We start from the raw sequence: 26,290 nt of genomic DNA on the forward strand, positions 1-26,290 counted from the left end.
TAGAAGTTAGAAGTTAGAAAAAAGAAGTTAGAAAAAAGTAAATCATAACTTCAGAGAAAGACAAGAATTGTATTTTAATTTTTTTGGAGAGTTAGTTTTCTCTTCCATAATGTTCACTCATTATTTCTAGCTCCGTTCTAAAGGCTAGCATTTTATCTGCAAAAAGTTCAAATCCTTCTTGACGTAATCGTGGTGCGTGATTTTTATAATAATCTTCTAGTTTTGATCTGGAATCGGTGAAATATTGAACAGAGTAAGTTGTGCCGCCCATTTCTTCATCAACTAATACTTTCACCATTCTTGCACTTGTGAAAAGACCAGTGGCTAAAACATCGTCAATGTGTTTATTTCTCATCCATTGTAACCATTGATCGTGTACGCTTTTATCAATGTTTATTGTAACGTTATATATTATCATTTTATGCTTTTATGTTTATTAAAATTGGAAACAAAGGTATTAGAATCTAATGAATTATATAGTGTTATCGCCTCTTAACATTCTAAATTGTTTTCTGGCTTCGGTAAAATATATACTATCAGAATGTTCAAATACAATTTTTTCATATAAGGGTTTGGCATTTTCTATATCATTAAGTTCTTTTTGATAGATTTCGGCCGAAAAGTATAAGGCTTCGTCTATATAGATTCCGTCAGCATGATTGTCTAATATCATTTTGTAATAGGTGAGTGCTTTTTGATATTCTTTTTTTCTACTATATATGGTGGCTATTTTAAGTAGTGTTTCGTCTTCAATACTGTCGCCTTTGTTTTTTTCTAAAATATTTAAAAATGCTTGTAGTGCTTCTGTTTCTTTGTTTTGATATAATAACAAATCGGCTTTTGAGAAAGCGGTTAAGGCTACTCTTGTGCTATCTTCATAGGAATTGTCTTGAATTAACAAATAGAGTTCAACAGCATCATTTGCAATTAATAAACTAGAAGATTGTTTTAATATTTTTACTTGTTGTAGTGCCCAGTCGAAATCGTTTTTGTAATAATTTGCTTTTGCCATTTTCATGCTAGCTTCATGTGCTAAAGCATCATTTTTAACATTGTCTTCTACTTGTGCATAATATAGAATAGCTTGATTGAATTTTTCATCATATACTAGTATATCGGCAAGTTCTAGTTTTACTTTTGCTTTTTCTCTAGTGCTAAATGAGAGTTCTAATGCTTTGTTTAATAAAGAAATGGCTTCTTCTGTGTTGTTTAAATTGAAGGCTTCAAAATGTGCTATTAATTTGATTAGATCTAATGAATATGGATTGTAATTGTATTGTTTTAATAAGGTGTCTAATTCTTCTTTAATTTTAGGGTAATCTTCTTGTTTTGCTTCTTTGATTTTAATTTTCATTAAAAGGGTGTGAGCAGAAATTTTCCAACTTAAGTCGTTTGTGTTGTCTATTATAAATTGTAGAATAGGGATGGCGTCTTCACTCTGATTGTCTTCTACAGCCATGTTTGCCAGTGCAACTATGTTGTCAAAGGTTTCAGGATTTCTTTTGTAAATAGCACGTTCTTGAATGAAAGCTTTTCCGTATTCTTTTTGTTGCACATATAGCCAGCTTAAAAACTGGTTCCAATATGCATCGGGTGTTTTTTGTGTTCTTAAAAGCAGGGTCTTTTTTAGATAGCTTAAAAATGTTTCATTTGCTTCGTCTGCGATGAATCGGGTTAAGTAGTTTTGAACAATTGGGGTGTTTTCTTGTTTTTGATAGGCATAATCTAATAGTTTATCGGCCATTAATTCAATGTTTCCTAATTGTCCTTGTAGTAGTGCTATTTGATAATCGAAGTTAAGATTTGGATCGCCTTTTGTTCCTGTTTCATAGGCTTTTAATGCCCACTCTAGAAGTGCTTTTTTTTCGAATATATTTCCTATTTGATACGCATAGTTTGGTCTTTCTTCAACGGCTTCAATGGCTAATTCGTAATTTTTTTTAGCTTTTTCATTTTCATTTTGAAGTTGAAAATTATATCCTAAATCTACATATAATAAAGGTTGGTAGTATTTAGCTTTTCTAGCTTCTATTGTTTTTTCAGCTTTGTCAAATTGTTTTAATTGTTGGTAGCAATCTGTTATTCTTTGGAAATAAGCATAATTTGAGGGTTGTTTTGCTGCTATTTGTTCTAGTAGAGTAAGGGCTTTGTCAAACTCTCCTTTTTCATAATAATCAATTGCTAATTGCTCATTTTGTGATGTTGCAATTAGTGAAATAAATAATGTTATTAGCAGAAGGTAGTTTTTCATTTTTCTTTAGAAAACAAATAATGTACTAAAGTAACACATTTTTGTGTCAAATTAGTACATTATTTTAGTAAGATTAACGTTTTAGTTTATAATATCAAACCCTGTATATTTTCTTAATACTTCTGGAATAACGATTCCTTCTGGTGTTTGATAGTTTTCAATTATACCTGCTAAAACTCTAGGCAATGCTAATGAGCTTCCGTTTAAAGTGTGTGCTAAATGATTTTTGCCTTCTTTGTCTTTAAAACGTAATTTTAATCGATTTGATTGAAATGTTTCAAAGTTAGAGACAGATGATATTTCTAACCAGCGATCTTGTGCTGTTGAGAATACTTCGAAATCATAGGTTAATGCTGCTGCAAATCCCATATCTCCACCACATAATCTTAAAATACGATATGGTAATTTAAGTTCGCGTAAAATTTCTTTTACATGTTCTACCATTCCGTCTAATGCTGTGTATGAATTATCAGGATGTTCAACACGAACAATTTCTACTTTATCAAATTGGTGTAATCGATTTAATCCTCTTACATGTGAACCATAAGAGCCTGCTTCTCTACGGAAACAGGGTGTGTAGGCTGTGCAAAGTATTGGTAATTCGTTTTCTGTTACTAAGACATCTCTAAATAGGTTAGTAACAGGGACTTCTGCTGTAGGAATTAAATATAGATTATCTTCTGTTGCATGATACATTTGTCCTTCTTTGTCGGGCAATTGACCTGTTCCATAACCTGAAGCTTCGTTTACCAAATGAGGTACTTGAAATTCTTGATAACCGGCATCGGTATTCTTGTCTAAAAAGTAAGTGATTAAAGCACGTTGTAATTTAGCACCTTTTCCTTTGTAAACAGGGAAACCGGCTCCTGTAATTTTTGCTCCTAAATCAAAATCAATAATGTCGTATTTTTTTACTAATTCCCAATGAGGCAATGCACCTTGGTGTAGTTTTGGTATTTCACCTTCTTCAAATATGTTTATATTTTCTTCGGGTGTTTTTCCTACTGGAACAATTTCTGCGGGAATATTTGGTAGTTTATATAACTCATCTTGTAATTGAGTAGCTACTGTATTTAAAGTTTCTGTTAGCTCTTTTGTTTGTTCTTTAAACTGAGCTGTTTTTTCTTTTAAAATTTCAGCTTTTGCTTTTTCACCATTCTTCATTAGGGCTCCTATGTCTTTAGATACTTTGTTGGATTCCGCAAGAATGTTGTCTAGTTCTACTTGTGTAGCTCTTCTTTTTTCATCTAATTCTACAACTAGTTCTACCAAGTCTTTAGCATCTATGTTTCTTTTTGCTAATCTCTTGATAACGTCTTCCTTGTTTTCTCTAATGTAAGTTACCTGTAACATAATTTTTTAAATTTTAAAAAAGCAAATCTAATGAATTTGATATTACTTTTTAGGACTATGAGGATTAAAAAATGAAAAAATAAATGAAAAAGCGTTAAAACTATTTTATCTATGGTTACATTTTTCTTTCTACTCTTGTTTTTTTACTAAAAACCGCAAAAGAAAATAAGTCATGGGGTACTACAACTACGACTTTGATAAGGGGTATATACGGGGTTGATAGGGAGTATATAGGGAGTATCACCGTCTTTGACTCATTCTAAAATAACTATACAGGTTATTAAATTAATCCTAATATAGCTATACAACGATTCTTCGTTTGTTTAATACAATTTGATTTGTAGTTTTTATAGTAAAAAGTGACAAGTAATTAGTGAATGGTTGCTTTATTTATACAAAACCCTGCAAATAATTTATTTGCAGGGTTTTGTGATTTTAATGTTGCTAAGATTATTTTCTTTTTACAAACTACTTTCATACTGTTTCTATACACTATCCTCCCTTTATCCTAACCTTTAAGTAACCTTTAATATGGAGTAGTAGGTTTTGTTGACTCGTCCTAAAATAATTATACAGTTTATTAAATTAATCCTAATATAGCTATACAGCGATTCTTCGTTTGGTTAATACAATTTGTTGTCTTTTTAAATACTATTACTCTTCCATACTATTTGCTCCCTCTATCCTAACCTTTGATATGAAGTATCACCCTTGTAAAGACCCTCAAATTACAAAAGTAAAAACAACACGAAATTCTTGAATTTTGTGTACTACTTTAAAAAAAAGGATGCTTTATTGTGTTATTTTAATTTCGTGAAAAGTATATAAAAATTAAAAGAGTACGTATTTATACGTATAAAAATCATTGGGAAATACGTATAAATACGTATTGACTGGCTGTCTGTTTGTTCTTATTTTTATTGCAGCGAAATTTGAGTTTGTGAAGTATAAAAAAAGCCCCGTATTGGAAGACGAGGCAGCTTAAATGTTTTCACAACGGAATAATCCTTATTGTGAATTGCTTCAAAATTGTACTGCAATATACAATAAATAAATTAATGATGTATTACGGTTTTCCGTAAGGATAATAATTTTCTTTTGATTAAATTTAGAAATTGATATAAAAATACTGACAAAACCATTGTAGAAATGAAAAAAATATTAGGACTGGATTTAGGAACAAATAGCATTGGATGGGCGTTGATTGAAGTTGACCACGAAAATAAAATAGTTAAAATATTAGGATTAGGCTCTCGTATTTTGACAATGGATGCGGCAGAAATTGCTAAGTTTGAAAGTGGTGCTAAAATAGAAAGTTCTGCTGCTAAAAGAACTACTCAACGTTCTCCAAGAAAACTCAATGAAAGATATTTACTAAGAAGAGACAGGCTTCATTGCGTTTTAAATTTATTGAATTCTCTTCCCGAGCATTATAAATTATCTATTGAATTTGAAAATGAAAAAGGAAAACGCAGCGGAAAGTTTAAGAAAGGTACGGAAGAGAAATTAGCTTACTACAAAGATGATAATGGAAAGTTCCAGTTCCTTTTTAAAGATGCTTACCATCAAATGGAAAGTGAATTTAGGAAGAAATATCCAGAAATGTTTTATCTTAAAAGAAATGGCAACCAAACCAAAATCCCTTATGACTGGACATTATACTATTTAAGACATAAAGCAGTTACCGACATAAATTTTGAACTTACTAAAGAACAATTGGCTTGGATTACTTTAAGCTTTAATCAAAAAAGAGGCTATGAAAAAGTAATTGGTCAAGATGAAAAAATACAAAAAGAAGGAGAATTAACGGATGCTTTTGTTGGGAAAGTAAAAAGTGTCAAAAAGATTGAGGATGAAGATATTTATGAAATTGTTTTGGTTGATAATAATAATGATGCAATAAAACTTTTCAAATACAATGAAGAAACTAAAATACAAATTACTGAAATTGGGGATTTAAAGGAGGTTGAAATTGTTTCAAAGTATGATGAAGAAGGCACAATTAACACAAAGAAAACAGAATATATCATTAATGAAGTTCGTGAATTTTCAATAATCGATGTTAGAAACTCGGGACGAAAAATAAAAGAAAATTTCGTCTTTGAAATTGAACTGGAAACAGGTTGGATAAAAGAACAGCAAAGCAAATTTACTCCAAAGTGGAAAGATACCAAACGTGATTTTATCATTAAAACCAAATATGATGAAAATGGAATCAGGATTCCAAAAGGTGCAGATAAAGGCAGAAACATTAATATTCCGAAAGAAGAAGATTGGACTTTGATGAAATTAAAAACAGAAACATCGCTTACTTCTTTTAATACAAAAAACAATACCAAAGGAGTTGCTTCATTTGTGTATTATACCCTTTTACAAAATCCAAAACAGAAAATCAAAGCCGATTTAATTACGGTTATTGAAAGAGATTATTACAGAGAAGAGTTGGATGTTATCTACAAAAATCAGGAACAATTTCATCCTGAGTTAAAAAATAGAAATTTGTATGAGCAAGCTATTCAACTCTTATATCCTAATAATACTAATCATCAAAAAATAATTAAAGAGTTAGATTTTAATTATCTTTTAAAAGAAGATATTTTACTTTATCAAAGAGATTTAAAATCAAAGAAATCTTTGATTGCTGATTGTGTTTACGAGAAAGAAAATTTTGAACGTACGGATGAGAAAACTGGCAAGACATATAAAAATTCACTTAAAGCAATACATAAAGCTAACCCTCTTTATCAGGAATTCAGACTTTGGCAGTTTATAAAAAGACTTAAAATCATTAAGAGAGAAGATATTGTTAACGAACAAATTAAAATCAATCTTGATGTTAGTTCTCAATTATTGACAAGTGAACTAAAAGAAGAGTTGTATTCTTTTTTGAATGATAAGGAAAACGTAACAGAAAAAGATATTCTCGGATTTCTAAATAAAAAACACAAAGATTTAGATATTAAAGTTGAAAACTATAAATGGAATTTCACATCTGAAAAAGAACCTTGCAACTCAACTAGATATAATTTTATTTTAAGAACAAAACGAATTAAAGGGTTCGATTACAGAACATTTTTAACATCAGAAAATGAATATAGTCTTTGGCATTTCTTTTACTCTGTAAAGAAAAAGGATGAATTCAATAAAGGTTTATTCAACATCATTGGCAGGTTATTAGAAAAATCAGGGTTGTCAAAAGAATTTCATGCAGAGTTGGTAAAGAATTTTAGTTCTTTCGGTGGTTATACTAACGATTACGGAACCTATTCCGAGAAGGCAATAAAAAAAATGCTACCTTTTTTAAGACTAGGAAAATATTGGAATGGAAAAGATATTGAGACTATTTTATCAAAAATAAATCAAGAGGTAAAACAAAAAGTTTTAGATAAAGAAGAAATCAATGGAGAACTGAAAGATTTTCAGGGTCTTTGGGTTTCGAGTGCTTGTTATTTGGTTTATGGTCGATATTCGGAAGTAGGAGAAGTTCAGTTTTGGCAGTCGCCTTATGATATTGAGAATTATTTGAAAAATGAATTCAGACAACATTCATTAAATAATCCTACTGTAGAAAAGATTTTGGTTGAAACGCTACACGTTGTAAAAGATATATGGAAATATTATGGAGAAGAAATTGGAACTGATGAAGAAGGACGAATTGTTTACAATAAATTATTTGACAGAATTCATATTGAATTAGGTCGGGAAATGAAGAAAAACAATAAACAAAAAGAAAGAGATGATAAGCAAAATAAAGAGAACAGAAAAGCGAATGAACGAATTGTTGAACTTCTTCGAGAATTAAAAACAAATAATTCTTCACTTCAGGAAAAATCACCTTTTCAACAAGAGAAGTTGAGAATCTTGGAAGAAAGCCTCTTATCGTCAATTGAGTATGACAAGGATAATACAGAGTATGAATTGTCTAATGGAAAAATTACCAAGAAGGAAATAAAAGACATAACCACAAAAGAGTTTTCTAAAATTAGCAGAAGTGATTTTGACCGATACAAGCTCTGGCTTGATCAACGTTACCAATCGCCTTACACAGGAAAATTTATTAAATTATCTGATTTGTTTGATCGAAAAAAGTATGAAATTGAGCATATATTTCCACAAGAGCGTATCACACTAAATGCACTTTACAATAAAGTAATTTGTGAAACGGAAATTAACAAAGAGAAAAAAGCTTCCACTGGATACGGGTTTATTGCTAATGCAAAATCAAAAAAAGTGTATTGTTCAGCACACGATGCACATACTGAGGTAATTAGTATTCACGAATATGAAGAATTGGTTAAAAATAATTTTTCTGGAAAGAAAAGAGAAATTTTATTGAGTAAAGAAATTCCCGAAGAGTTTACCAATAGTCAATTAACCAACAGTCAATACATCTCTAAAATGGCCATGAAACTGTTGAGCAACATTGTACGTGAAAAAGATGAAGACACTTTCCGCTCGAAAAATGTTTTAGCAACAAACGGAACAATTACTTCAACATTAAAAAGACATTGGCAATTAAATGAGGCTTGGAATGAAATAATTTCTCCCCGTTTTAAACGATTAAACCAATTAACCAATTCTAATTTATTTGGAGACTATAGAGAAATAAACGGACACAAAGTATTTATCAACACTGTTCCAGAAGAAGCAAACAAAAATTTTGACCCAAAAAGAATAGACCATCGCCATCACGCTTTGGATGCGTTGATAATTGCATTAACATCGGAAAATCACGTTCAATATCTAAACAATATTTCATCGCAAGAGAAAAATGATGAAGAAAAATTAAAAACAAGAAAAGGGATTAAATTTCAATTAACAAATTCCAGAAAAGGATTTAATGATGAAAAAGAATGGTATTTCCTTCCACCTGCTCAAATAAAAACAAAAGATGGTATTGATGAATTTCAGTATCAATTTGGCGAAACTAAAAGTAAACTATTTAAAGAAATTGCTCAAAATGCACTAGAAAACACTATTGCAAGTTTCAAACAAAAGAACCGTATCATTCGTCAGAGATGGAATAAATATTTAAAACCAGTAGATGGTAAAATGAAAATTGAAATACAAGAAGGATTAAAAGAAGTTGTTAATTATAATGTTAGAAAACGACTTCATGAAGATACTTTCTATGGAAAAGTAAAATTGCAGAATAAGGTTATATCAATTAGTCTGGAAAAAGCATTAAATGAAAAATTTGATTTGGTTGATGTTGAATTATCAAAGAAAATTGAAAATTTAAAACAGCGTAATGGTAAGTCTTTCAAAGAAATTATTGAAGAATTAGAAAGTAAATATCCGACCGTAAATGCCTACGAAAAATTTGTAGCTACACGTTTCGGGAATGCATTGGAATCATTTGCATCAATACCATCTGATAAAATAATAAAAGCTATTCAATCCATTACAGATACAGGCATTCAACGAATTTTACAGAATCATCTTGAAAATTACAAAGAAATTATAGATGGCAAAACAAAATTTGATACTGAAAATGCTTTTTCTTCTGATGGAGTGAAAGAATTGAACAGAAACATTATTAAATTAAACAACGGAAAATTTCATCATCCTATATATAAGGTAAGAACAAGTGATGCGATGGGAACTAAATTTTCAGTTTCGGAAGAAGGGCAAAAAAACACCAAGTATGTTGTTACTGCTGCTGGAAGTAATGCATTCTGCGGATTCTATCAAAAAGGAACAGATAGAAAATTCTACATTCCAACTTTGCGAGAATCTGTTGAAAGTTTAAAACAAGGTTTTGAGCCTTGTCCAGCAATACATCCAGAAGATTCTGAATTTAAATTAAATTTTGTTTTAAATCCAAGTGATTTAGTATATGTTCCTACAGAAGAAGAAAATGAAAATACAAGTTTGGTTGATTTTTCAAAAATGAAAAAAGAACAAATGAATAGGGTTTATAAGTTTACTGATGGGAGTGGTACCACCATGAATTTTGTGCCTATTAATGTTGCAAGTTTATTATTTAATATGTCAAATAAAGAACAAGAAAAAGCAGAAATTAAGCTATCAATCCAAAATGAATTAGGATTGGGTAGTCCACAATCTAAAAATCAAAATTCGCTTGATGGCACTCAGATTAAATCTGTTTGTTGGAAGTTGAAAGTGGATAGATTAGGTAATATTTCAAAAGCTTAATGCAATGATAAAACGTACCCTTTTCTTTGGTAATCCTGTTTATTTGAGTACCAAAAATAAACAACTGGTGGTGTCTTATCCTGACAAGGAACAAGACACCAAGACTGTGGCTATAGAAGATATAGGTGTTGTTGTTTTAGAAAGCCAACAAATTACTATTACCAATGGAGTACTAGAAAAACTGACGCAAAACAATGTGGCTTTAGTTAGTTGTGATGCCCAACACATGCCTACAGGTTTATTATTGCCTTTGCAAGGGCATAGCGAGCAAACCGAACGCTACAAACATCAGATCAACACCTCTGTGCCTTTGCAGAAGAATTTGTGGCAACAAACCATTAGTGCGAAGATTCTCAATCAGGCGAGTTTGTTAAAAGAAAGAGGGATACCGATGCGAAAGATGGAATTGTGGGCAAAGGAAGTGACCTCGGGAGATACACTTAATCATGAATCGAGAGCAGCTGTTTATTATTGGGAGAAACTTATTCCTATTCCTCATTTTACGAGAGGACAAAAAGGAATAGCACCCAATAATTTATTGAATTATGGCTATGCTATTCTAAGGGCTATTACAGCTCGTGCTCTAGTGAGTTCGGGCATGTTGCTTAGTTTGGGTATTTTTCATAGAAACAAATACAATGCGTATTGTTTAGCGGATGATATTATGGAACCCTATCGCCCATATGTGGATTTAATAGTTTGTCATATTATGGATACTGAGGATAATTATGATGAACTGACTACTGCAATTAAGAAAGAACTATTAAGTATTGCCAGTATGGATGTTGTTATTGATGGTAAAAGAAGTCCTTTGTTGGTGGCTATGAGTCGGACAACCAACTCTTTGTATGAATGTTTTGAAGGGAAAGCTAGAAAAATATTATATCCAGTTTATGGTTTATGAGTGTAGCTCCCCAATAAATGTGACTTCTAATGCGAAGCGTATTGAGAAGTTTGTTACACAGCGTTATACAAAAAAATGTGAAGTGAAGAGAGAGCGAAAAAAAGAAGTGGAATTTAAATAGCAACTATGTATGACGACCATTATACACGTTTAAATCAATATAGAAGTTTGTGGATATTAGTATTTTTTGATTTACCAACCGAAACCCGAAAGGAACGTAAGATAGCATCTGGTTTTAGAAAGAAATTGCTAGATGACGGTTTTACTATGTTTCAGTTTTCTATTTATATGCGTTTTTGTGCCAGCAGAGAAAATGCAGAGGTACATACCAAACGAATTAAAAACAGTTTACCCGAACACGGCAAAATAGGCGTGATGCAAATAACCGACAAACAATTTGGGATGATGGAATTATTTTATGGTAAAAAACCTGTGGAAACCGACAAACCTTCTCAGCAATTAGAACTTTTTTAGTGGGCTAGCATTTGAAAAATGTACTATACTACTTGAAACCAAAGATTTAAAGTGTTATTTTTTATTTTCTAACCAATATTATAACTCACAACATATCAGCTTTTTAGGGCTTGATATGTTGAGAATCATTAGTAAAAATACAATTTTGAAAGCAATTCACAACGCAATTTCTCTAAGTCTTTCTGCTTCTTTTGTTGAGAATCATTAGTAAAAATACAATTTTGAAAGCAATTCACAACATTTTACGCCCCTGCATTTGAATTGAATCGTTGAGAATCATTAGTAAAAATACAATTTTGAAAGCAATTCACAACTTATCAGCAAGTATTTTTTCTGAAGCTTGAGTTGAGAATCATTAGTAAAAATACAATTTTGAAAGCAATTCACAACATAGTATTCGTTTCCCATTCTGATTTTAAAGTTGAGAATCATTAGTAAAAATACAATTTTGAAAGCAATTCACAACGGAAGAGTTTTAATTGAATACATTAGTTTTGTTGAGAATCATTAGTAAAAATACAATTTTGAAAGCAATTCACAACATATTGATTGCTTCATTTACTGTTTTTGCAGTTGAGAATCATTAGTAAAAATACAATTTTGAAAGCAATTCACAACTGGAGAATTAGTCATAATTAAAATTAATTAGTTGAGAATCATTAGTAAAAATACAATTTTGAAAGCAATTCACAACATCGGAAGATTGATGCAGAACGAAAAAGTGTTGAGAATCATTAGTAAAAATACAATTTTGAAAGCAATTCACAACTAGCAATTTTTAATCCTTGCAATCGGTTTTGTTGAGAATCATTAGTAAAAATACAATTTTGAAAGCAATTCACAACAAATCAGACATTAAATAATCTATTTGTTTGTTGAGAATCATTAGTAAAAATACAATTTTGAAAGCAATTCACAACGAAGTAATTACTTGAGAAAATTTTATTTCAGTTGAGAATCATTAGTAAAAATACAATTTTGAAAGCAATTCACAACGATATCACATTCAATGCCATTTTTAACATGTTGAGAATCATTAGTAAAAATACAATTTTGAAAGCAATTCACAACATTATTTTAAAAATTATAAATTGTATTAATGTTGAGAATCATTAGTAAAAATACAATTTTGAAAGCAATTCACAACAATTGGTCTGAAAGTGCTTTCAATTCCTTTGTTGAGAATCATTAGTAAAAATACAATTTTGAAAGCAATTCACAACAATTGGAGCAACAGCTTTTAACAATTCTTTGTTGAGAATCATTAGTAAAAATACAATTTTGAAAGCAATTCACAACTTAAACGAAACAACAATGAACGAACTTAACGTTGAGAATCATTAGTAAAAATACAATTTTGAAAGCAATTCACAACTAGATTCTAAAATAAACTCATTTAATTTCAGTTGAGAATCATTAGTAAAAATACAATTTTGAAAGCAATTCACAACGGGGGGCTCCGCATTTTCATCATCACAAGCGTTGAGAATCATTAGTAAAAATACAATTATTCGTTTGATTTTTATTGTTTTTTAAAGGTACTCATGATGTGCTTCGCAGTTTTGAAAGCAATTCACAACTGTATGGCTTAAATTGTGAAGCAATTATAAGTTGAGAATCATTAGTAAAAATACAATTTTGAAAGCAATTCACAACAAAGCATACTAAATTATAAATTATGGCAAAGTTGAGAATCATTAGTAAAAATACAATTTTGAAAGCAATTCACAACTTGGTAAAACAACAAATATTGAAGGACAAGGTTGAGAATCATTAGTAAAAATACAATTATTCGTTTGCTTTTTATTGTTTTTTTAAAGGTACTCATGATGTGCTTCGCAGTTTTGAAAGCAATTCACAACTGTGTCGTTCCAAGTTATTTCCGTGAATGTGTTGAGAATCATTTAGTAAAAATACAATTATTCGTTTGATTTTTATTGTTTTTTAAAGGTACTCATGATGTGCTTCGCAGTTTTGAATTAAAAATCATCGAATACTTTACAGAATAATATTAAATGAGGTAATTAAAAATCATCGAATATTTATAAAGGATATTAGACAATGAGGTAAAGCAAATTCGCATGAAAGAGAGGTGATTTGTTATTGTTTTGTGGTATGATAAATTGAAACAATGTTGTTTTAACATTGATTATAGTTTTTTAATGATTATGGTTAAAGTAGGAAATAATTGATTTTTTAATGATTGATCTTTTTATTTTTGTTAGAGAGGATGGTTAATGATTTGTCTTCTTGTAGGTTGTTTTTTTTATTGTTAAAGGGCGGAACGAATTAAACTTAAAAATATTTTCCTTGAGTTTTCGTCCTCATAATGGCAGGTGATCTGCAAGGGGAAATTTTAGGTATATTATGGAAATTTTAAAAAAATGTTCAAAGAGGGTTTTGCTTGTTTTGTTTACTATTTTGTTGTTTTATTCTTGTTCAGAAACGGAATCGCTAGAGGATGTGATGGTTTCTGAGGAGAATAATTTTGATGCTGCTTTTTCAGAGAGGGCTGCTCTTTTTACGGTTTGTGATATTACTGGCTCTACAGTTGTGTCTCCTAATAATGCTGTTGTTGTGCCTGGTTCGTCTACTACGTATACTTATACGAATGATACTGGTATATCGGGGGTTGTTTCTTGGAGTGTTTTAACGGCTAATCCTTCTGGAAGTATTACAATAACAGGAAGTGGTTCTTCTGTTACAGTGACTTATTCTGCAAATTTTATTGATGGTTTGTTGTCTGCTTATGGTACTGGAGGAAATGCGAGTGATTGTGAGACAAGATTGAATGTAACTAGGTCTACGGTGGTGCCAACTTGTTGTTCTCCTACGATGAGTATGACTTATCTTTGTAGGGGTAGTAGTAGCACGTTAAGCGGTGGTTTTGTGATGTTTAAGATGCCTGCAAATTGTGATTGGAGTTCTGTTTCTAAAATTGAGATTACGAATTTGTCTGGAGCTAAATTTCTTGATCCTCCTTTGGAAAATTTAAATAGTGGTACGATAAATGGGCCAATTGTTCCGAATAGTGGGAGTGATACTTTTTTTCTTGAGTATCATAGGGTAGGGCCTTGTTTGTCTCAGATTGTTTGTACTGCTAAGATTTATTTTAATAATGGTTGTCCTACGCTTTCTTTGAATGCTCAAGCATTGGGAAATATGTAGCTTTTGTGTTTTTTAATTATACAAGACTTGGAGTTTTTCAAGTCTTTTTGTTTTTAGGTTAGTGATTTTTTTAAAAAATCAATACTTGTCCGAACCTTTTTTACTTTTTTATACTCTATACTATTAAATGGTAATTGTTTTGTTTAACAAGAACAGTTGTTTTTTGCTTTTTTAAAGCTTGTAAATAAGGGTGAAAATAGGGTGTATTAAAGAAAATGCAAATAAATATTAAAAATACATACAAATAAGTATTGTTTATTTGTTTTTTATCCTTTATATTTGGAATATCAAACACTTACTACAAACATTTTATAAAGAAAACAGTATTTTTTAATTAATTTTTATTTGCGAATGAAACATGAAATTAAGCGTTTAAACTTATTTGTTATAGCTGTATTAGCTCTTTTTTGGAGTTGTCAGTTTGAGGAAGAAGGTGTGATGCAAGAGCAATTGCATGAAGAATCTTTTACTATTGAAAGGATTAATGGGGATGTTTTTAGGGCTAGGGCTCCAAAGGCTTTTGGAAAGGTGTTGTTTTTACAAAAGAGTATGGTTGATGCTACTGAGAATAAAAGCGTAGCTATTGATGGTGTTTTTAGTGTGGAAACGGATGAGGTTTTACAAATTACTAAAGGGAATAGGGTTTCTTATACTTTACCTGTTTATAGATTTGACGAGAGTGATTTGGTTGAAAATTTAGTATTAACATGGCAAGGAGAGGCGGGTTATAGTGCTAAGATAATTTCGTATATTCTTACTGATGAAGAGAGAAGTGCTATTGAGGGTGGTTTTTTTGTTGATGTGAGTAAGAAGATGTTGATTTGGTCTTTGGATGATGGAAATGGTGTTTTTTCTTCTGTTTTGAATAAGAGTTCTTCTGGAGATTGTTTTAAGACGACTATAGCGTATGATATGTGTTGTCATAATGTGCATAATACTTTAGATGTTCAAAATGGTGCACGGTGTACATGTCCTTCTCCTCCTACTGGTTATACGTATGTAATAGAAAGTGTGTCTTGCGATGATGATGGTGGTGGTGGATGGGAAGATCCTGTTAGTATTGACCCTATACATAGTGTGCCAGGTGATGGGCAGGGTTCTATTGGAGGTGGTACGCCTGGAGAGAGTGGTGGTGGCACTGCTCCTGATGATCCTACTAATACGGATAATGATCCTGTAGATCATTTTGAAGATGATTTAACTTTGCCAGTTTTGGTTGTTAGGGATCCTCCAACTCCTTGTGAAATTTTAAAAAATCAAACCATTGATAATTTAGCGTTTAACTCTAAATTAGATAGTTTAAAACAACTAGTGTTAACCACTAATCCAGACTATGATACTACTGAGACAATGGTTAATGTTAAAAGGCTTGATAATGAGTATATATATAGTGTAACTAATAATAGTTCTGCTAATAATGCTTATATTAGTGTTAAAGGTAATATGACAAATAGAGATGTAGCGAGTATTCATAATCATCCTGTAAATTCAATACCTGTTTTTTCATATGTAGATATTGTAAGTTATTATGATACATATACTTTTGTTTTAGATTCTAGAAAAAATGAATATACAGACTATGTTGTTTGTTTTAATAATACTACATACGCTTTGCGAATGGAAAACCCAACAGCTCTAGCAAATTTGTTTATGGGGTTAGATTTAGCGACTGTGGAAGGAAGGGAAAAGGCAAATAATATTGTTTTAAAAGTTTTTGAAGATTATAATTTGGAGATAAATGAAGATTATACACAATCTATGGCAGAAGAATTATTTATGAATGTATTATATGATGAAAAAATGGGAGGAGGAAATGCTGTCAATTTATACCGAAAAGATGACGATGGCTGGGGGAAACTCATAAAGAACGGAAATAATATACAAAAAATACCTTGTTCATTTTAAACAAAAAACATTAAAAATATGAAAACAACATTTATAAAAATTAAAATATTCTTAATAACAACATGTCTAATCAGCACAATATGGAGCTGTAAGGCACAAACAAATATTGTTAACATAATAGAGAGATGTGATAGTCATCCTTTGAATCGTGATAATGGTAGTCTTTATTTAAAAGATATTAATAATTTATATGCTCCTTACTTAGGTACATGGAAATGGACAGAAGGTAATAGGGAATTTACTTTGACTTTATTAAAACAGACAAAATATCATTATAATCAAGGAATTGATAATTATTATGAGGATAGGATTGTAGGTTATTATACATACAAAGAAAATGGAGTTGAATTGATAAATACCTCAAACGATAATTTAATAGATAGCTATAATATAAAAGTTGATTATAGGTTTAATTGTCGTTCAAAATTGTCTGGACTTATCAAAGATATTGCTAAAAACAAACGATATCTTTCATGGTTTGAAATTATTTCACCTACTCAAATTCGTTTTAAAGGCAAGGAGGAAGAAGATGGTAGAATACAGAAAGAAGGTATGCCTCCACCTCCTGTTGTTTATGTAGGTAATAGTTTTCCTTTGGATATGGTGTTGACTAAGCAATGATTTTGAAATTAGTAGTAGTAATTTATTTATGAAAACGATATTAAAACTAACATGTTTCTTATTATTTACAATACAGGTAAGCTGTCAAGTAACTCAGATTAAACCTCTTAATTATACCGATATTGAATCAAATGGAGATTATCTAAAAGACTTGGATGGTATATTGCCTTTTTGGGTAGGTACTTGGAAAGGAACTGTTAACAACAGAGAGTATACTTTTCAATTCACAAAGTTTACTCAACACTTAACTACTTTTTCAAGTGGAAGGTATTTTTATTTAGATGAATTAAAAGCTAAATTTAAAGTAGTGGATTTATCTACTAATCAAGTATTGTATGACGATTTGAATGTTACTGAATTTAGTGATTACAAGATTCGTTATTTATCTAACTTATATGAAGAATATACTTTTCATTTTAGAGATACTGAAAGTAACTGTAATAATCAAGCTAGATTTACTCTAATAAAAAGCGTGGATAATCCTAATCAAATAGCATATAAGGATTTCAAGTATGATGAGAATATTTATGAATGTCCTTATGAAACCCAAGCAGATATTCCTATGTTTTTACCAAAGACGAATTTGGTGTTAATTAGGCAATAATTAGGGGTTAAGGCATAGGGTGTGATTGTTTTAAAGCGGTTTTTGTTTTTTTTGTGTAGAGAAATGAAACAAAAGAATACTATAACAGATGTATAATAATGTTTACATACAATGGATAGAAATGATTTCTATGAAAACGATATTAAAACTAACATGTTTTTTATTTTTTACAATACAGGTAAGCTGTCAAGTAACTCAGATAGTTCCTTTGAGCACTATTGATGAACCGAATGGAGCTTATGAAAAAGATTTGGATGGTATATTGCCTTTTTGGGTAGGTACTTGGAAAGGAACTGTTAACAACAGAGAGTATACTTTTCAATTCACAAAGTTTACTCAACACTTAACGACTTTTTCAAATGGAGATTATTATTATTCGGATATGTTAAAAGCTAAATTTAAAGTAGTGGATTTGTCTACTAATCAAGTATTGTATGACGATTTGAATGTTACTGAATTTGAAGATTACAAGATTCGTTATTTAGCTCATTTTTTAACAGATTATTTTTTTGCGTTTTATGATACTGAAAATAATTGTTATAATAGGGCTGAATTTACACTAATAAAAGGAGACAATGCCCTTAATCAAATAGCATATAAGGATTTTAAATATAATCAAAATATTTATTTAGAATGTCCTTATGAAACCCAAGCAGATATTCCTATGTTTTTACCAAAGACGAATTTGGTGTTAATTAGGCAATAATTAGGGGTTAAGGCATAGGGTGTGATTGTTTTAAAGCGGTTTTTGTTTTTTTGTGTAGAGAAATGAAACAAAAGAATACTATAACAGATGTATAATAATGTTTACATACAATGGATAGAAATGATTTCTATGAAAACGATATTAAAACTAACATGTTTCTTGTTTTTTACAATAGAGGTAAGTTGTCAAGTAACTCAAATAGTTCCTTTAAAAACAATAGATGAACCAAATGGGGCTTATAAAAAAGACTTGGATGGTATATTGCCTTTTTGGGTAGGTACTTGGAAAGGAACTGTTGACAACAGAGAATATACTTTTCAATTCACAAAGTTTACTCAACACTTAACTACTTTTTCAAATGGAGATTATTATTATTCGGATATGATAAAAGCTAAATTTAAAGTAGTGGATTTGTCTACTAATCAAGTATTGTATGACGATTTGAATGTTACTGAATTTGAAGATTATAAAATTTGGCTTTTAGGTAATATGGGTGAGGAGTATTTTTATGCCTTTTATGATACTGAGGTTAATTGCTATAACAGTGTAAAGTTTGCTTTAATAAAAAGCGTGGATAATTCTAATCAAATAGCATATAAGGATTTCAAGTATGATGAGAGCATTTATTTAGAATGTCCTTATGAAACCCAAGCAGATATTCCTATGTTTTTACCAAAGACGAATTTGGTGTTAATTAGGCAATAATTAGGGGTTAAGGCATAGGGTGTGATTGTTTTAAAGCGGTTTTTGTTTTTTGTGTAGAGAAATGAAACAAAAGAATACTATAACAGATGTATAATAATATTTACATACAACAGATAGAAATGATTTTTATGAAAACGATATTAAAACTAACATGTTTTTTATTATTTACAATAGAGGTAAGCTGTCAAGTAACTCAAATAGTTCCTTTAAAAACAATAGATGAACCAAATGGGGCTTATAAAAAAGACTTGGATGGTATATTGCCTTTTTGGGTAGGTACTTGGAAAGGAACTGTTAACAACAGAGAATATACTTTTCAATTCACAAAGTTTACTCAACACTTAACTACTTTTTCAAATGGAGATTATTATTATTCGGATATGATAAAAGCTAAATTTAAAGTAGTGGATTTGTCTACTAATCAAGTATTGTATGACGATTTGAATGTTACTGAATTTAGTGATTACAAGATTCGTTATTTATCTAACTTATATGAAGAATATACTTTTCATTTTAGAGATACTGAAAGTAACTGTAATAATCAAGCTAGATTTACTCTAATAAAAAGCGTGGATAATCCTAATCAAATAGCATATAAGGATTTCAAGTATGATGAGAATATTTATGAATGTCCTTATGAAACCCAAGCAGATATTCCTATGTTTTTACCAAAGACGAATTTGGTGTTAATTAGGCAATAATTAGGGGTTAAGGCATAGGGTGTGATTGTTTTAAAGCGGTTTTTGTTTTTTGTGTAGAGAAATGAAACAAAAGAATACTATAACAGATGTATAATAATATTTACATACAGCAGATAGAAATGATTTCTATGAAAACGATATTAAAACTAACATGTTTTTTATTTTTTACAATACAGGTAAGCTGTCAAGTAACTCAGATAGTTCCTTTAAAAACGTATGATTATAACAATGGGGCTTATCTAAAAGACTTGGATGGTATATTGCCTTTTTGGGTAGGCACTTGGAAAGGAACTGTTGACAACAGAGAATATACTTTTCAATTCACAAAGTTTACTCAACACTTAACTACTTTTTCAAATGGAGATTATTATTATTCGGATATGATAAAAGCTAAATTTAAAGTAGTGGATTTGTCTACTAATCAAGTATTGTATGACGATTTGAATGTTACTGAATTTGAAGATTACAAGATTCGTTATTTAGCTCATCTTTTAACAGATTATTTTTTTGCATTTTATGATACTGAAAGTAATTGTAATAATCGAGTTAGATTTACATTAGTAAAAGGAGATAATGCCCTTAATCAAATAGAATATAAGGATTTTAGATATAATCAAAATATTTATTTAGAATGTCCTTATGAAACCCAAGCAGATATTCCTATGTTTTTACCAAAGACGAATTTGGTGTTAATTAGGCAATAATTAGGGGTTAAGGCATAGGGTGTGATTGTTTTAAAGTGTTTTTTGTTTTTTATGTAGAGAAATGAAACAAAAGAATACTATAACAGATGTATAATAATATTTACATACAATGGATAGAAATGATTTCTATGAAAACGATATTTATAAAAATTAAAATATTCTTAATAACAACATGTCTAATCAGCACAATATGGAGCTGCAAAGCACAAACAAATGTTATTAATATAACGGAATGGTGTAATAATCAGACTAGCGAAACAAATGGTAGTCTTTATTTAAAAGATATTAATAATTTATATGCTCCTTACTTAGGTACATGGAAATGGACAGAAGGTAATAGGGAATTTACTTTAACCTTATTAAAACAAACAAAATATCATTATAATCAAGGAATTGATAATTATTATGAGGATAGAATTGTAGGTTATTATACATACAAAGAAAATGGAGTTGAATTGATAAATACTTCAAACGATGATTTAGCGGATGACTATAGTTTGAATGTGAAATTTACTTTTGATTGTTATTCAGATTTGACCGGTATCATAGATGATGTTTTTAAAAACAAACGATATCTTTCATGGTTTGAAATTATTTCACCTACTCAAATTCGTTTTAAAGGCAAGGAGGAAGAAGATGGTAGAATACAGAAAGAAGGTATGCCTCCACCTCCTGTTGTTTATGTAGGTAATAGTTTTCCTTTGGATATGGTGTTGACTAAGCAATGATTTTGAAATTAGTAGTAGTAATTTATTTATGAAAACGATATTAAAACTAACATGTTTCTTATTATTTACAATACAGGTAAGTTGTCAAGTAACTCAGATTAAACCTCTTAATTATACCGATATTGAATCAAATGGTGATTATCGAAAAGACTTGGATGGTATATTGCCTTTTTGGGTAGGTACTTGGAAAGGAACTGTTAACAACAGAGAGTATACTTTTCAATTCACAAAGTTTACTCAACACTTAACTACTTTTTCAAGTGGAAGGTATTTTTATTTAGATGAATTAAAAGCTAAATTTAAAGTAGTGGATTTATCTACTAATCAAGTATTGTATGACGATTTGAATGTTACTGAATTTGAGGATTATAAAATTTGGCTTTTAGGTAATATGGGTGAGGAGTATTTTTATGCCTTTTATGATACTGAGGTTAATTGCTATAACAGTGTGAAGTTTGCTTTAATAAAAAGCGTGGATAATCCTAATCAAATAGCATATAAGGATTTCAAATATGATGAGAGCATTTATTTAGAATGTCCTTATGAAACCCAAGCAGATATTCCTATGTTTTTACCAAAGACGAATTTGGTGTTAATTAGGCAATGAAATGAAAAACTAATTTTTATATTAATTTTAAGCTTATTGTATGTAAGTTTGCCCCAAGGCTTGGTTTTTCTAGATTGGGGAGTAATGAGGAGGAACTATCAATTTTCGGTCCGCGAAGATCTGACAATTGGTATTATGTAAAAGCAAATAATAATGAAATAAAAGATATAAAATGATAGATAATGATTCTATTTTAAAAACGCTATCGTTTCTTTTTAAAGAAAAGAATAAATTTTTAATACAAAAAGAAGAAATTAACTTATTCTATTCAATTAAAAAAAGGACAAGATTAATAGAGGGAGCAAAATCGAGACTACAATCCTCTCTTAAAACAAACTTAATGGAGAATTATAAAATGGCTGCATTAAACCTTAAAGGATTAGAAGATTGTCAAACCGATAAAGTTATAAGTTTTGTTTTATTTAGTAAATCTCAAATAATGTATATTTATACTTGTTATAATATGGAGAAAATAATTTTTTCAGCCCTTAAAGATTGTTTTCCTATGTCAACTGTTATTACTTCGGAATATAAATCATGGGTAAAAAGAATTTCTGAAGGGATGATTGAAATTCCTCCTGTAATGGTGAAGTTTTCTAATTCTCAGAAGAGTTTTGAATAAAAACGTACACACTCTGCGAGGTTTTTTTGAATATCTTTTTGAAAGATAAAGACTTTAAATATTTTTTACTATATAGTAAAAAATACTTCATTGGTTTTTAAGTTGTTAATAAATATTAATTGTAAAAAAAGAAAAAAGAGGTATTTTTACGAAAAATAAAGAATATGAGTTCAGATAAAGAAGCAAAGTTAAAGGCCTTACAATTAACTCTAGATAAATTAGATAAAACTTACGGAAAAGGGACAGTAATGAAAATGGGAGATTCTGCTGTTGAAGAAGTAGAAACGATCTCTTCTGGTTCATTAGGATTAGATTTAGCGTTAGGAGTTAATGGTTACCCAAAGGGAAGAATTGTAGAAATATATGGTCCTGAATCATCAGGAAAGACAACTTTAACATTGCATGCTATTGCAGAAGCACAAAAAGCAGGTGGAATTGCTGCTTTTATAGATGCAGAACATGCTTTTGATCGTTTTTATGCTCAGAAATTGGGGATAGATATTGATAATTTAATTATTTCTCAACCTGATAATGGGGAACAAGCTTTAGAAATAGCCGAAAGTTTAATTCGTTCAGGTGCTGTAGATATTGTAGTTATTGACTCTGTTGCTGCATTAACTCCTAAGAGTGAGATTGAAGGAGATATGGGAGATTCAAAAATGGGATTACATGCTCGTTTAATGTCACAGGCTTTAAGAAAATTAACAGGAACTATTCATAAAACAAATTGTACCGTATTTTTCATTAATCAATTACGTGATAAAATAGGAGTAATGTTTGGAAACCCTGAAACAACTACTGGAGGTAATGCATTAAAGTTCTATGCTTCTATAAGAGTTGATATAAGAAAATCATCACAAATAAAAGATGGTGATAATGTGATAGGGAATAGAACAAAGGTTAAAATTGTTAAAAATAAGGTTGCACCACCATTTAGAACAGCCGAATTTGATATAATGTATGGAGAAGGTGTTTCTAAAGTAGGAGAAGTATTAGATTTAGCCGTAGAGTTTGAAATTGTTAAAAAAAGTGGTTCATGGTTTAGCTATGGAGAAACAAAATTAGGACAAGGAAGGGATGCTGTAAAAGGATTGATAAAAGATAATCCTGAATTAATGGATGAACTTGAACAGAAAATAAAAGAAACTATAAAAGCTAATAATGCTTAAAATAAAAAAATCACGAAAATTTCGTGATTTTTTTATTTTAAGACGCAACCTTTTTTATTATTTGCCATCTTAATAGAAAACGTTGTTTTATGAAGAGAATATTTTTTTTATTGAGTTTATTTTTAATTTTAAACTCATGTAGTGTTGATGAAGGCGAAAGATATCATTTAGATTTTTTGCCTATAGAGGAAGTAGATATGCCTGATAGTTTTCAAAGAGGCGAAATTTATAATATTAAGGTGAAGTATAAAAGGCCAACAACTTGTTATGCCTATAATGGAATTTATTTCGATAGAGAACTAAATACCCGTACTTTCGCTATTCAGGCAGTTGTTTATGAAAAAAATGATTGTCAAAATATAGTGGATCCAATACTTTTAGAAGCTGCGTTTAATTTTGAAGTACTTAACAGTGGCTCTTATATTTTTAAATTTTGGCAAGGAAAAGATGATGGTGGTGAAGATGTTTTTTATGAAGTGGAAATACCCGTTACAGACTAAAAAAAACAGAAATACATTTTGATAATTGACAACCTCATAAATGATTGTAAGCAAGGAGATACTAAGGCATTTGAGCAAATATATAGACTTTTAAGTCCTAAGATATTTGCTGTTTGCCTTAAGTATTCTAGGAGCTATGAGGAAGCACAAGATAATTTACAAGAAGGTTTTTTATTATTATTTGAAAAAATAAATCAATTTAAGTTTCAAGGGTCATTTGAAGGTTGGGCGAAAAGGGTTGTTATTAATTATATTCTTCAACAATATCGGAATCAAGGTGTTTTTGAAATTATAACGGAAAATGTAATAGAAGATGAAGTTGTTGAGGTTGAAGAAGAAAATATATCATTAGAGTTTTTAACTAAGATAATTCAAGAGTTACCAGATAGATATAGACTAGTTTTCAATTTATATGTTATGGATGGCTATTCTCATAAAGAAATAGCTGAAATGTTAGAGATAAACATTGGAACTTCGAAATCTAATTTAGCAAGAGCTAAAGGAATATTAAAAAGCAAGATTGAAGCGAGTGAATTAACTTCAATTCCAAAGATAAAATGAAAGAGAATAAAAATATAGAGCGTTTATTTCAAGAAAAATTCAAAGATTTTGAGGAGATTCCTCCAAATGCTGCTTGGGAAAATATTGCTTCAAAATTAGAGAAGAAAAAGGATAGAAAAAGAGGTATTCCATTTTGGTTTAAAGCATCAGGAATTGCAGCTTCTCTCTTCTTAACTTTTTTCCTTATTCTAAATAATAATAAAAATAAAGAAGTAGACATAATAGAGAATAGTATTGTTATTCAAGAAAAAAATGATATTCAAGAAAAGGATAACTTAGATGATATTTCAAATGAGAAACCTGTTGTAGATTCGAAACCTGATGGTAATGTTGTAGAAAGTTCATTTGAAAAAGGAAGCAATATAGTAGAATCAACATTAGAGAATACGAGTAATTCGACTAATGAGTCATTGAATAATAAAGAACGTATTTTAAAAAGTAAATCAGATGGAGTTGTCGTGAATAATGATAATATATCTAATTTAAAGAAGAATATAGAGAACAAAGCATCAAATTATAAAGAACAAAATAAATCGTATTCTGATAAAATAAATTCGGAATTAGTAAACAACGATAAACGAAATGAAAGTTCTTTTGAAAGTTATATGGTTGATGAAATAGTAAAGAATGATGAAAATATTGTTTTAGCAAATAGTAATAAGAAGAATGAATCATCAAATTTAAAAAGCACAACTAATTCTTTAGATGAATTAAATCAAAATGTATTTATAAATGAAGAAGAATTAGCGGAAAAGACAAAATTAGTTGATAATACTAGGAATGAATCTTTAAAAGAAGAAAATAAGCTTGATGAGAAACGCACTTTGACTTTTAATGAGACAAGTACTAATACTCCGTACACAAGTAATAAAACGGATGAGAAGAAAGGAAAAAACATATTATCAATACCGATGGATAAAGATAGTACTATTGTGATTGCAGAAGTTAAAACTGATGTAAATGCATTAGAACAATTGCTAAAAGAAAAGGAAGAGGGAAGGAATGCTGTTGAAAAAGAAGAAGAGAAAAGAGGTAAATGGGTAGTTAGCAGTAATGCTGCTCCCGTTTATTTCAATTCGGTATCTGAAGGGTCTCCTATTGATGAACAATTTATTGACAATGCGAAGAGTTATTCAACTTCGCTAAGTTATGGTTTAGGAATACAATATGCTTTGTCTGAAAAGGTAAGTTTAAGAACAGGAATAAATTCTATTGCTCTTAGTTATAATACAAACAATGTTTATTATTCAAATACTTTAGATCAGGCACGATCAACATCATTAAATGTTGAAACAAACAGTAATGCGCAATTTTTAGTGTTAAAGAATAATAGTACCGTTCAAATTCAAGCATCATTATTTGCATCAGAAGTTAGTGGTCTTAGCGATGTTAAAGAGGCAAGTTTAAACCAAGAAATGGGATATATTGAAGTGCCTTTAGAAGTAAGTTATAAACTTATTGATAAGAAATTTGGAATTGAACTTATTGGAGGAATGAGTACTTTGTTTCTAAGTAAAAATACAGTTTCATTAGTTTCAAATCAATCTGAAATGAATATAGGAAAAGCTAGTAATTTAAACAATATACATTTTAGTAGTAATGTCGGTTTGGGTTTTAAATATAGTTTTTGGAAATCGTTTAATGCGAACCTCCAACCTATGTTTAAATACCAAATCAATACCTTTAATACCAATTCGGGGAATTTTAAACCATATTTTGTTGGTTTGTATTCTGGAATTAGTTTTAGTTTTTAAGCTTTTGGTTAGGCTTGAATTTTAGTTAGATGTTTCAAACTTTTACAATGAGTATGAAACCGAGAAAGTCCCTTTTTTTGGGACTTTTTTGTTG

General features: G+C 29.9%; 21 protein-coding genes and 1 CRISPR repeat array. Of the genes, 18 read left to right on the top strand and 3 right to left on the bottom strand.

All coding sequences use genetic code 11. The features are described from left to right. Positions 1 to 91: 91 nt before the first annotated feature. The 3 genes from LXD69_RS06240 to serS all read right to left on the bottom strand — a co-directional run bounded on the left by LXD69_RS06240 (position 92) and on the right by serS (position 3,604). Positions 92 to 418 (bottom strand): DUF4286 family protein, encoded by a 327-nt coding sequence (locus tag LXD69_RS06240; protein WP_045969851.1) that lies wholly within the window; start codon positions 416 to 418, stop codon positions 92 to 94. A 54-nt stretch (positions 419 to 472) separates the two neighbouring features. Next, a complete protein-coding gene (locus tag LXD69_RS06245) occupies positions 473 to 2,251 on the bottom strand; it encodes a tetratricopeptide repeat protein (protein WP_246918299.1) in 1,779 nt (592 codons plus the stop codon). Positions 2,252 to 2,332: 81 nt separating this feature from the next. Continuing rightward, positions 2,333 to 3,604 (bottom strand): serine--tRNA ligase, encoded by a 1,272-nt coding sequence (gene serS, locus LXD69_RS06250; RefSeq protein ID WP_045969847.1) that lies wholly within the window; start codon positions 3,602 to 3,604, stop codon positions 2,333 to 2,335. Between the two features lie 1,149 nt (positions 3,605 to 4,753). Between serS and cas9 the strand changes: the two genes are divergently transcribed. The 18 genes from cas9 to LXD69_RS06340 all read left to right on the top strand — a co-directional run bounded on the left by cas9 (position 4,754) and on the right by LXD69_RS06340 (position 26,196). Then, positions 4,754 to 9,763, top strand: a complete 5,010-nt coding sequence (gene cas9 / locus LXD69_RS06255; protein WP_246918302.1) for a type II CRISPR RNA-guided endonuclease Cas9 — start codon at positions 4,754 to 4,756, stop codon at positions 9,761 to 9,763. A 4-nt stretch (positions 9,764 to 9,767) separates the two neighbouring features. Then, positions 9,768 to 10,667 carry a type II CRISPR-associated endonuclease Cas1 gene (cas1, locus tag LXD69_RS06260; protein ID WP_246918308.1) on the top strand — a complete coding sequence of 300 codons (900 nt, stop codon included), beginning with the start codon at positions 9,768 to 9,770 and terminating at the stop codon, positions 10,665 to 10,667. Between the two features lie 126 nt (positions 10,668 to 10,793). Beyond that, the gene (cas2, locus tag LXD69_RS06265; protein ID WP_246918310.1) at positions 10,794 to 11,141 is read left to right on the top strand and encodes a CRISPR-associated endonuclease Cas2; all 348 of its coding nucleotides are present in this window, start codon (positions 10,794 to 10,796) and stop codon (positions 11,139 to 11,141) included. 117 nt (positions 11,142 to 11,258) lie between these two features. After that, positions 11,259 to 12,593: a CRISPR direct-repeat array (repeat unit 46 nt; unit sequence GTTGAGAATCATTAGTAAAAATACAATTTTGAAAGCAATTCACAAC). Between the two features lie 915 nt (positions 12,594 to 13,508). After that, positions 13,509 to 14,309, top strand: coding sequence for a hypothetical protein (locus LXD69_RS06270; protein ID WP_246918312.1), 801 nt, complete (start codon positions 13,509 to 13,511; stop codon positions 14,307 to 14,309). Positions 14,310 to 14,660: 351 nt separating this feature from the next. Further along, complete coding sequence (locus LXD69_RS06275) at positions 14,661 to 16,214, top strand: hypothetical protein (protein ID WP_246918314.1); 1,554 nt, start codon at positions 14,661 to 14,663, stop codon at positions 16,212 to 16,214. Positions 16,215 to 16,232: 18 nt separating this feature from the next. Beyond that, positions 16,233 to 16,835: a DUF6705 family protein gene (locus LXD69_RS06280; RefSeq protein ID WP_246918317.1), complete on the top strand. Its 603-nt coding sequence runs from the start codon at positions 16,233 to 16,235 to the stop codon at positions 16,833 to 16,835. Positions 16,836 to 16,863: 28 nt separating this feature from the next. Beyond that, on the top strand, positions 16,864 to 17,439 hold the full coding sequence (locus tag LXD69_RS06285; RefSeq protein ID WP_246918318.1) for a hypothetical protein: 576 nt from the start codon (positions 16,864 to 16,866) through the stop codon (positions 17,437 to 17,439). Positions 17,440 to 17,569: 130 nt separating this feature from the next. Next, on the top strand, positions 17,570 to 18,145 hold the full coding sequence (locus tag LXD69_RS06290; protein WP_246918323.1) for a DUF6705 family protein: 576 nt from the start codon (positions 17,570 to 17,572) through the stop codon (positions 18,143 to 18,145). Between the two features lie 129 nt (positions 18,146 to 18,274). Further along, positions 18,275 to 18,850: a DUF6705 family protein gene (locus LXD69_RS06295; RefSeq protein ID WP_246918324.1), complete on the top strand. Its 576-nt coding sequence runs from the start codon at positions 18,275 to 18,277 to the stop codon at positions 18,848 to 18,850. Between the two features lie 128 nt (positions 18,851 to 18,978). After that, positions 18,979 to 19,551 (top strand): DUF6705 family protein, encoded by a 573-nt coding sequence (locus LXD69_RS06300; RefSeq protein ID WP_246918325.1) that lies wholly within the window; start codon positions 18,979 to 18,981, stop codon positions 19,549 to 19,551. Between the two features lie 128 nt (positions 19,552 to 19,679). After that, positions 19,680 to 20,255 carry a hypothetical protein gene (locus tag LXD69_RS06305; RefSeq protein WP_246918326.1) on the top strand — a complete coding sequence of 192 codons (576 nt, stop codon included), beginning with the start codon at positions 19,680 to 19,682 and terminating at the stop codon, positions 20,253 to 20,255. Between the two features lie 128 nt (positions 20,256 to 20,383). After that, on the top strand, positions 20,384 to 20,983 hold the full coding sequence (locus LXD69_RS06310) for a DUF6705 family protein (protein ID WP_246918327.1): 600 nt from the start codon (positions 20,384 to 20,386) through the stop codon (positions 20,981 to 20,983). A gap of 28 nt (positions 20,984 to 21,011) precedes the next feature. Continuing rightward, entirely contained in the window at positions 21,012 to 21,590 is a 579-nt protein-coding gene (locus LXD69_RS06315) for a DUF6705 family protein (protein WP_246918328.1), read from the top strand. Positions 21,591 to 21,762: 172 nt separating this feature from the next. Next, positions 21,763 to 22,212, top strand: coding sequence for a hypothetical protein (locus LXD69_RS06320; RefSeq protein ID WP_246918329.1), 450 nt, complete (start codon positions 21,763 to 21,765; stop codon positions 22,210 to 22,212). 164 nt (positions 22,213 to 22,376) lie between these two features. Beyond that, positions 22,377 to 23,381, top strand: a complete 1,005-nt coding sequence (gene recA, locus LXD69_RS06325) for a recombinase RecA (protein ID WP_045969942.1) — start codon at positions 22,377 to 22,379, stop codon at positions 23,379 to 23,381. Positions 23,382 to 23,470: 89 nt separating this feature from the next. Then, positions 23,471 to 23,881 (top strand): hypothetical protein, encoded by a 411-nt coding sequence (locus LXD69_RS06330; RefSeq protein WP_246918331.1) that lies wholly within the window; start codon positions 23,471 to 23,473, stop codon positions 23,879 to 23,881. An 18-nt stretch (positions 23,882 to 23,899) separates the two neighbouring features. Then, a complete protein-coding gene (locus tag LXD69_RS06335; protein WP_045969937.1) occupies positions 23,900 to 24,442 on the top strand; it encodes an RNA polymerase sigma factor in 543 nt (180 codons plus the stop codon). After that, complete coding sequence (locus tag LXD69_RS06340; protein WP_246918332.1) at positions 24,439 to 26,196, top strand: hypothetical protein; 1,758 nt, start codon at positions 24,439 to 24,441, stop codon at positions 26,194 to 26,196. The genes LXD69_RS06335 and LXD69_RS06340 overlap by 4 nt, the downstream gene beginning before the upstream one ends. Positions 26,197 to 26,290 lie beyond the last annotated feature (94 nt).

The organism is Flavobacterium sediminilitoris, assembly GCF_023008245.1.
Lineage (GTDB): Bacteria > Bacteroidota > Bacteroidia > Flavobacteriales > Flavobacteriaceae > Flavobacterium > Flavobacterium sediminilitoris.

Coding starts and splice junctions, on each gene's coding strand:
- LXD69_RS06240 (WP_045969851.1), bottom strand. CDS start 418: ATGATAATATATAACGTTACAATAAACATTGATAAAAGCGTACACGAT.
- LXD69_RS06245 (WP_246918299.1), bottom strand. CDS start 2,251: ATGAAAAACTACCTTCTGCTAATAACATTATTTATTTCACTAATTGCA.
- serS (WP_045969847.1), bottom strand. CDS start 3,604: ATGTTACAGGTAACTTACATTAGAGAAAACAAGGAAGACGTTATCAAG.
- cas9 (WP_246918302.1), top strand. CDS start 4,754: ATGAAAAAAATATTAGGACTGGATTTAGGAACAAATAGCATTGGATGG.
- cas1 (WP_246918308.1), top strand. CDS start 9,768: ATGATAAAACGTACCCTTTTCTTTGGTAATCCTGTTTATTTGAGTACC.
- cas2 (WP_246918310.1), top strand. CDS start 10,794: ATGTATGACGACCATTATACACGTTTAAATCAATATAGAAGTTTGTGG.
- LXD69_RS06270 (WP_246918312.1), top strand. CDS start 13,509: ATGGAAATTTTAAAAAAATGTTCAAAGAGGGTTTTGCTTGTTTTGTTT.
- LXD69_RS06275 (WP_246918314.1), top strand. CDS start 14,661: ATGAAACATGAAATTAAGCGTTTAAACTTATTTGTTATAGCTGTATTA.
- LXD69_RS06280 (WP_246918317.1), top strand. CDS start 16,233: ATGAAAACAACATTTATAAAAATTAAAATATTCTTAATAACAACATGT.
- LXD69_RS06285 (WP_246918318.1), top strand. CDS start 16,864: ATGAAAACGATATTAAAACTAACATGTTTCTTATTATTTACAATACAG.
- LXD69_RS06290 (WP_246918323.1), top strand. CDS start 17,570: ATGAAAACGATATTAAAACTAACATGTTTTTTATTTTTTACAATACAG.
- LXD69_RS06295 (WP_246918324.1), top strand. CDS start 18,275: ATGAAAACGATATTAAAACTAACATGTTTCTTGTTTTTTACAATAGAG.
- LXD69_RS06300 (WP_246918325.1), top strand. CDS start 18,979: ATGAAAACGATATTAAAACTAACATGTTTTTTATTATTTACAATAGAG.
- LXD69_RS06305 (WP_246918326.1), top strand. CDS start 19,680: ATGAAAACGATATTAAAACTAACATGTTTTTTATTTTTTACAATACAG.
- LXD69_RS06310 (WP_246918327.1), top strand. CDS start 20,384: ATGAAAACGATATTTATAAAAATTAAAATATTCTTAATAACAACATGT.
- LXD69_RS06315 (WP_246918328.1), top strand. CDS start 21,012: ATGAAAACGATATTAAAACTAACATGTTTCTTATTATTTACAATACAG.
- LXD69_RS06320 (WP_246918329.1), top strand. CDS start 21,763: ATGATAGATAATGATTCTATTTTAAAAACGCTATCGTTTCTTTTTAAA.
- recA (WP_045969942.1), top strand. CDS start 22,377: ATGAGTTCAGATAAAGAAGCAAAGTTAAAGGCCTTACAATTAACTCTA.
- LXD69_RS06330 (WP_246918331.1), top strand. CDS start 23,471: ATGAAGAGAATATTTTTTTTATTGAGTTTATTTTTAATTTTAAACTCA.
- LXD69_RS06340 (WP_246918332.1), top strand. CDS start 24,439: ATGAAAGAGAATAAAAATATAGAGCGTTTATTTCAAGAAAAATTCAAA.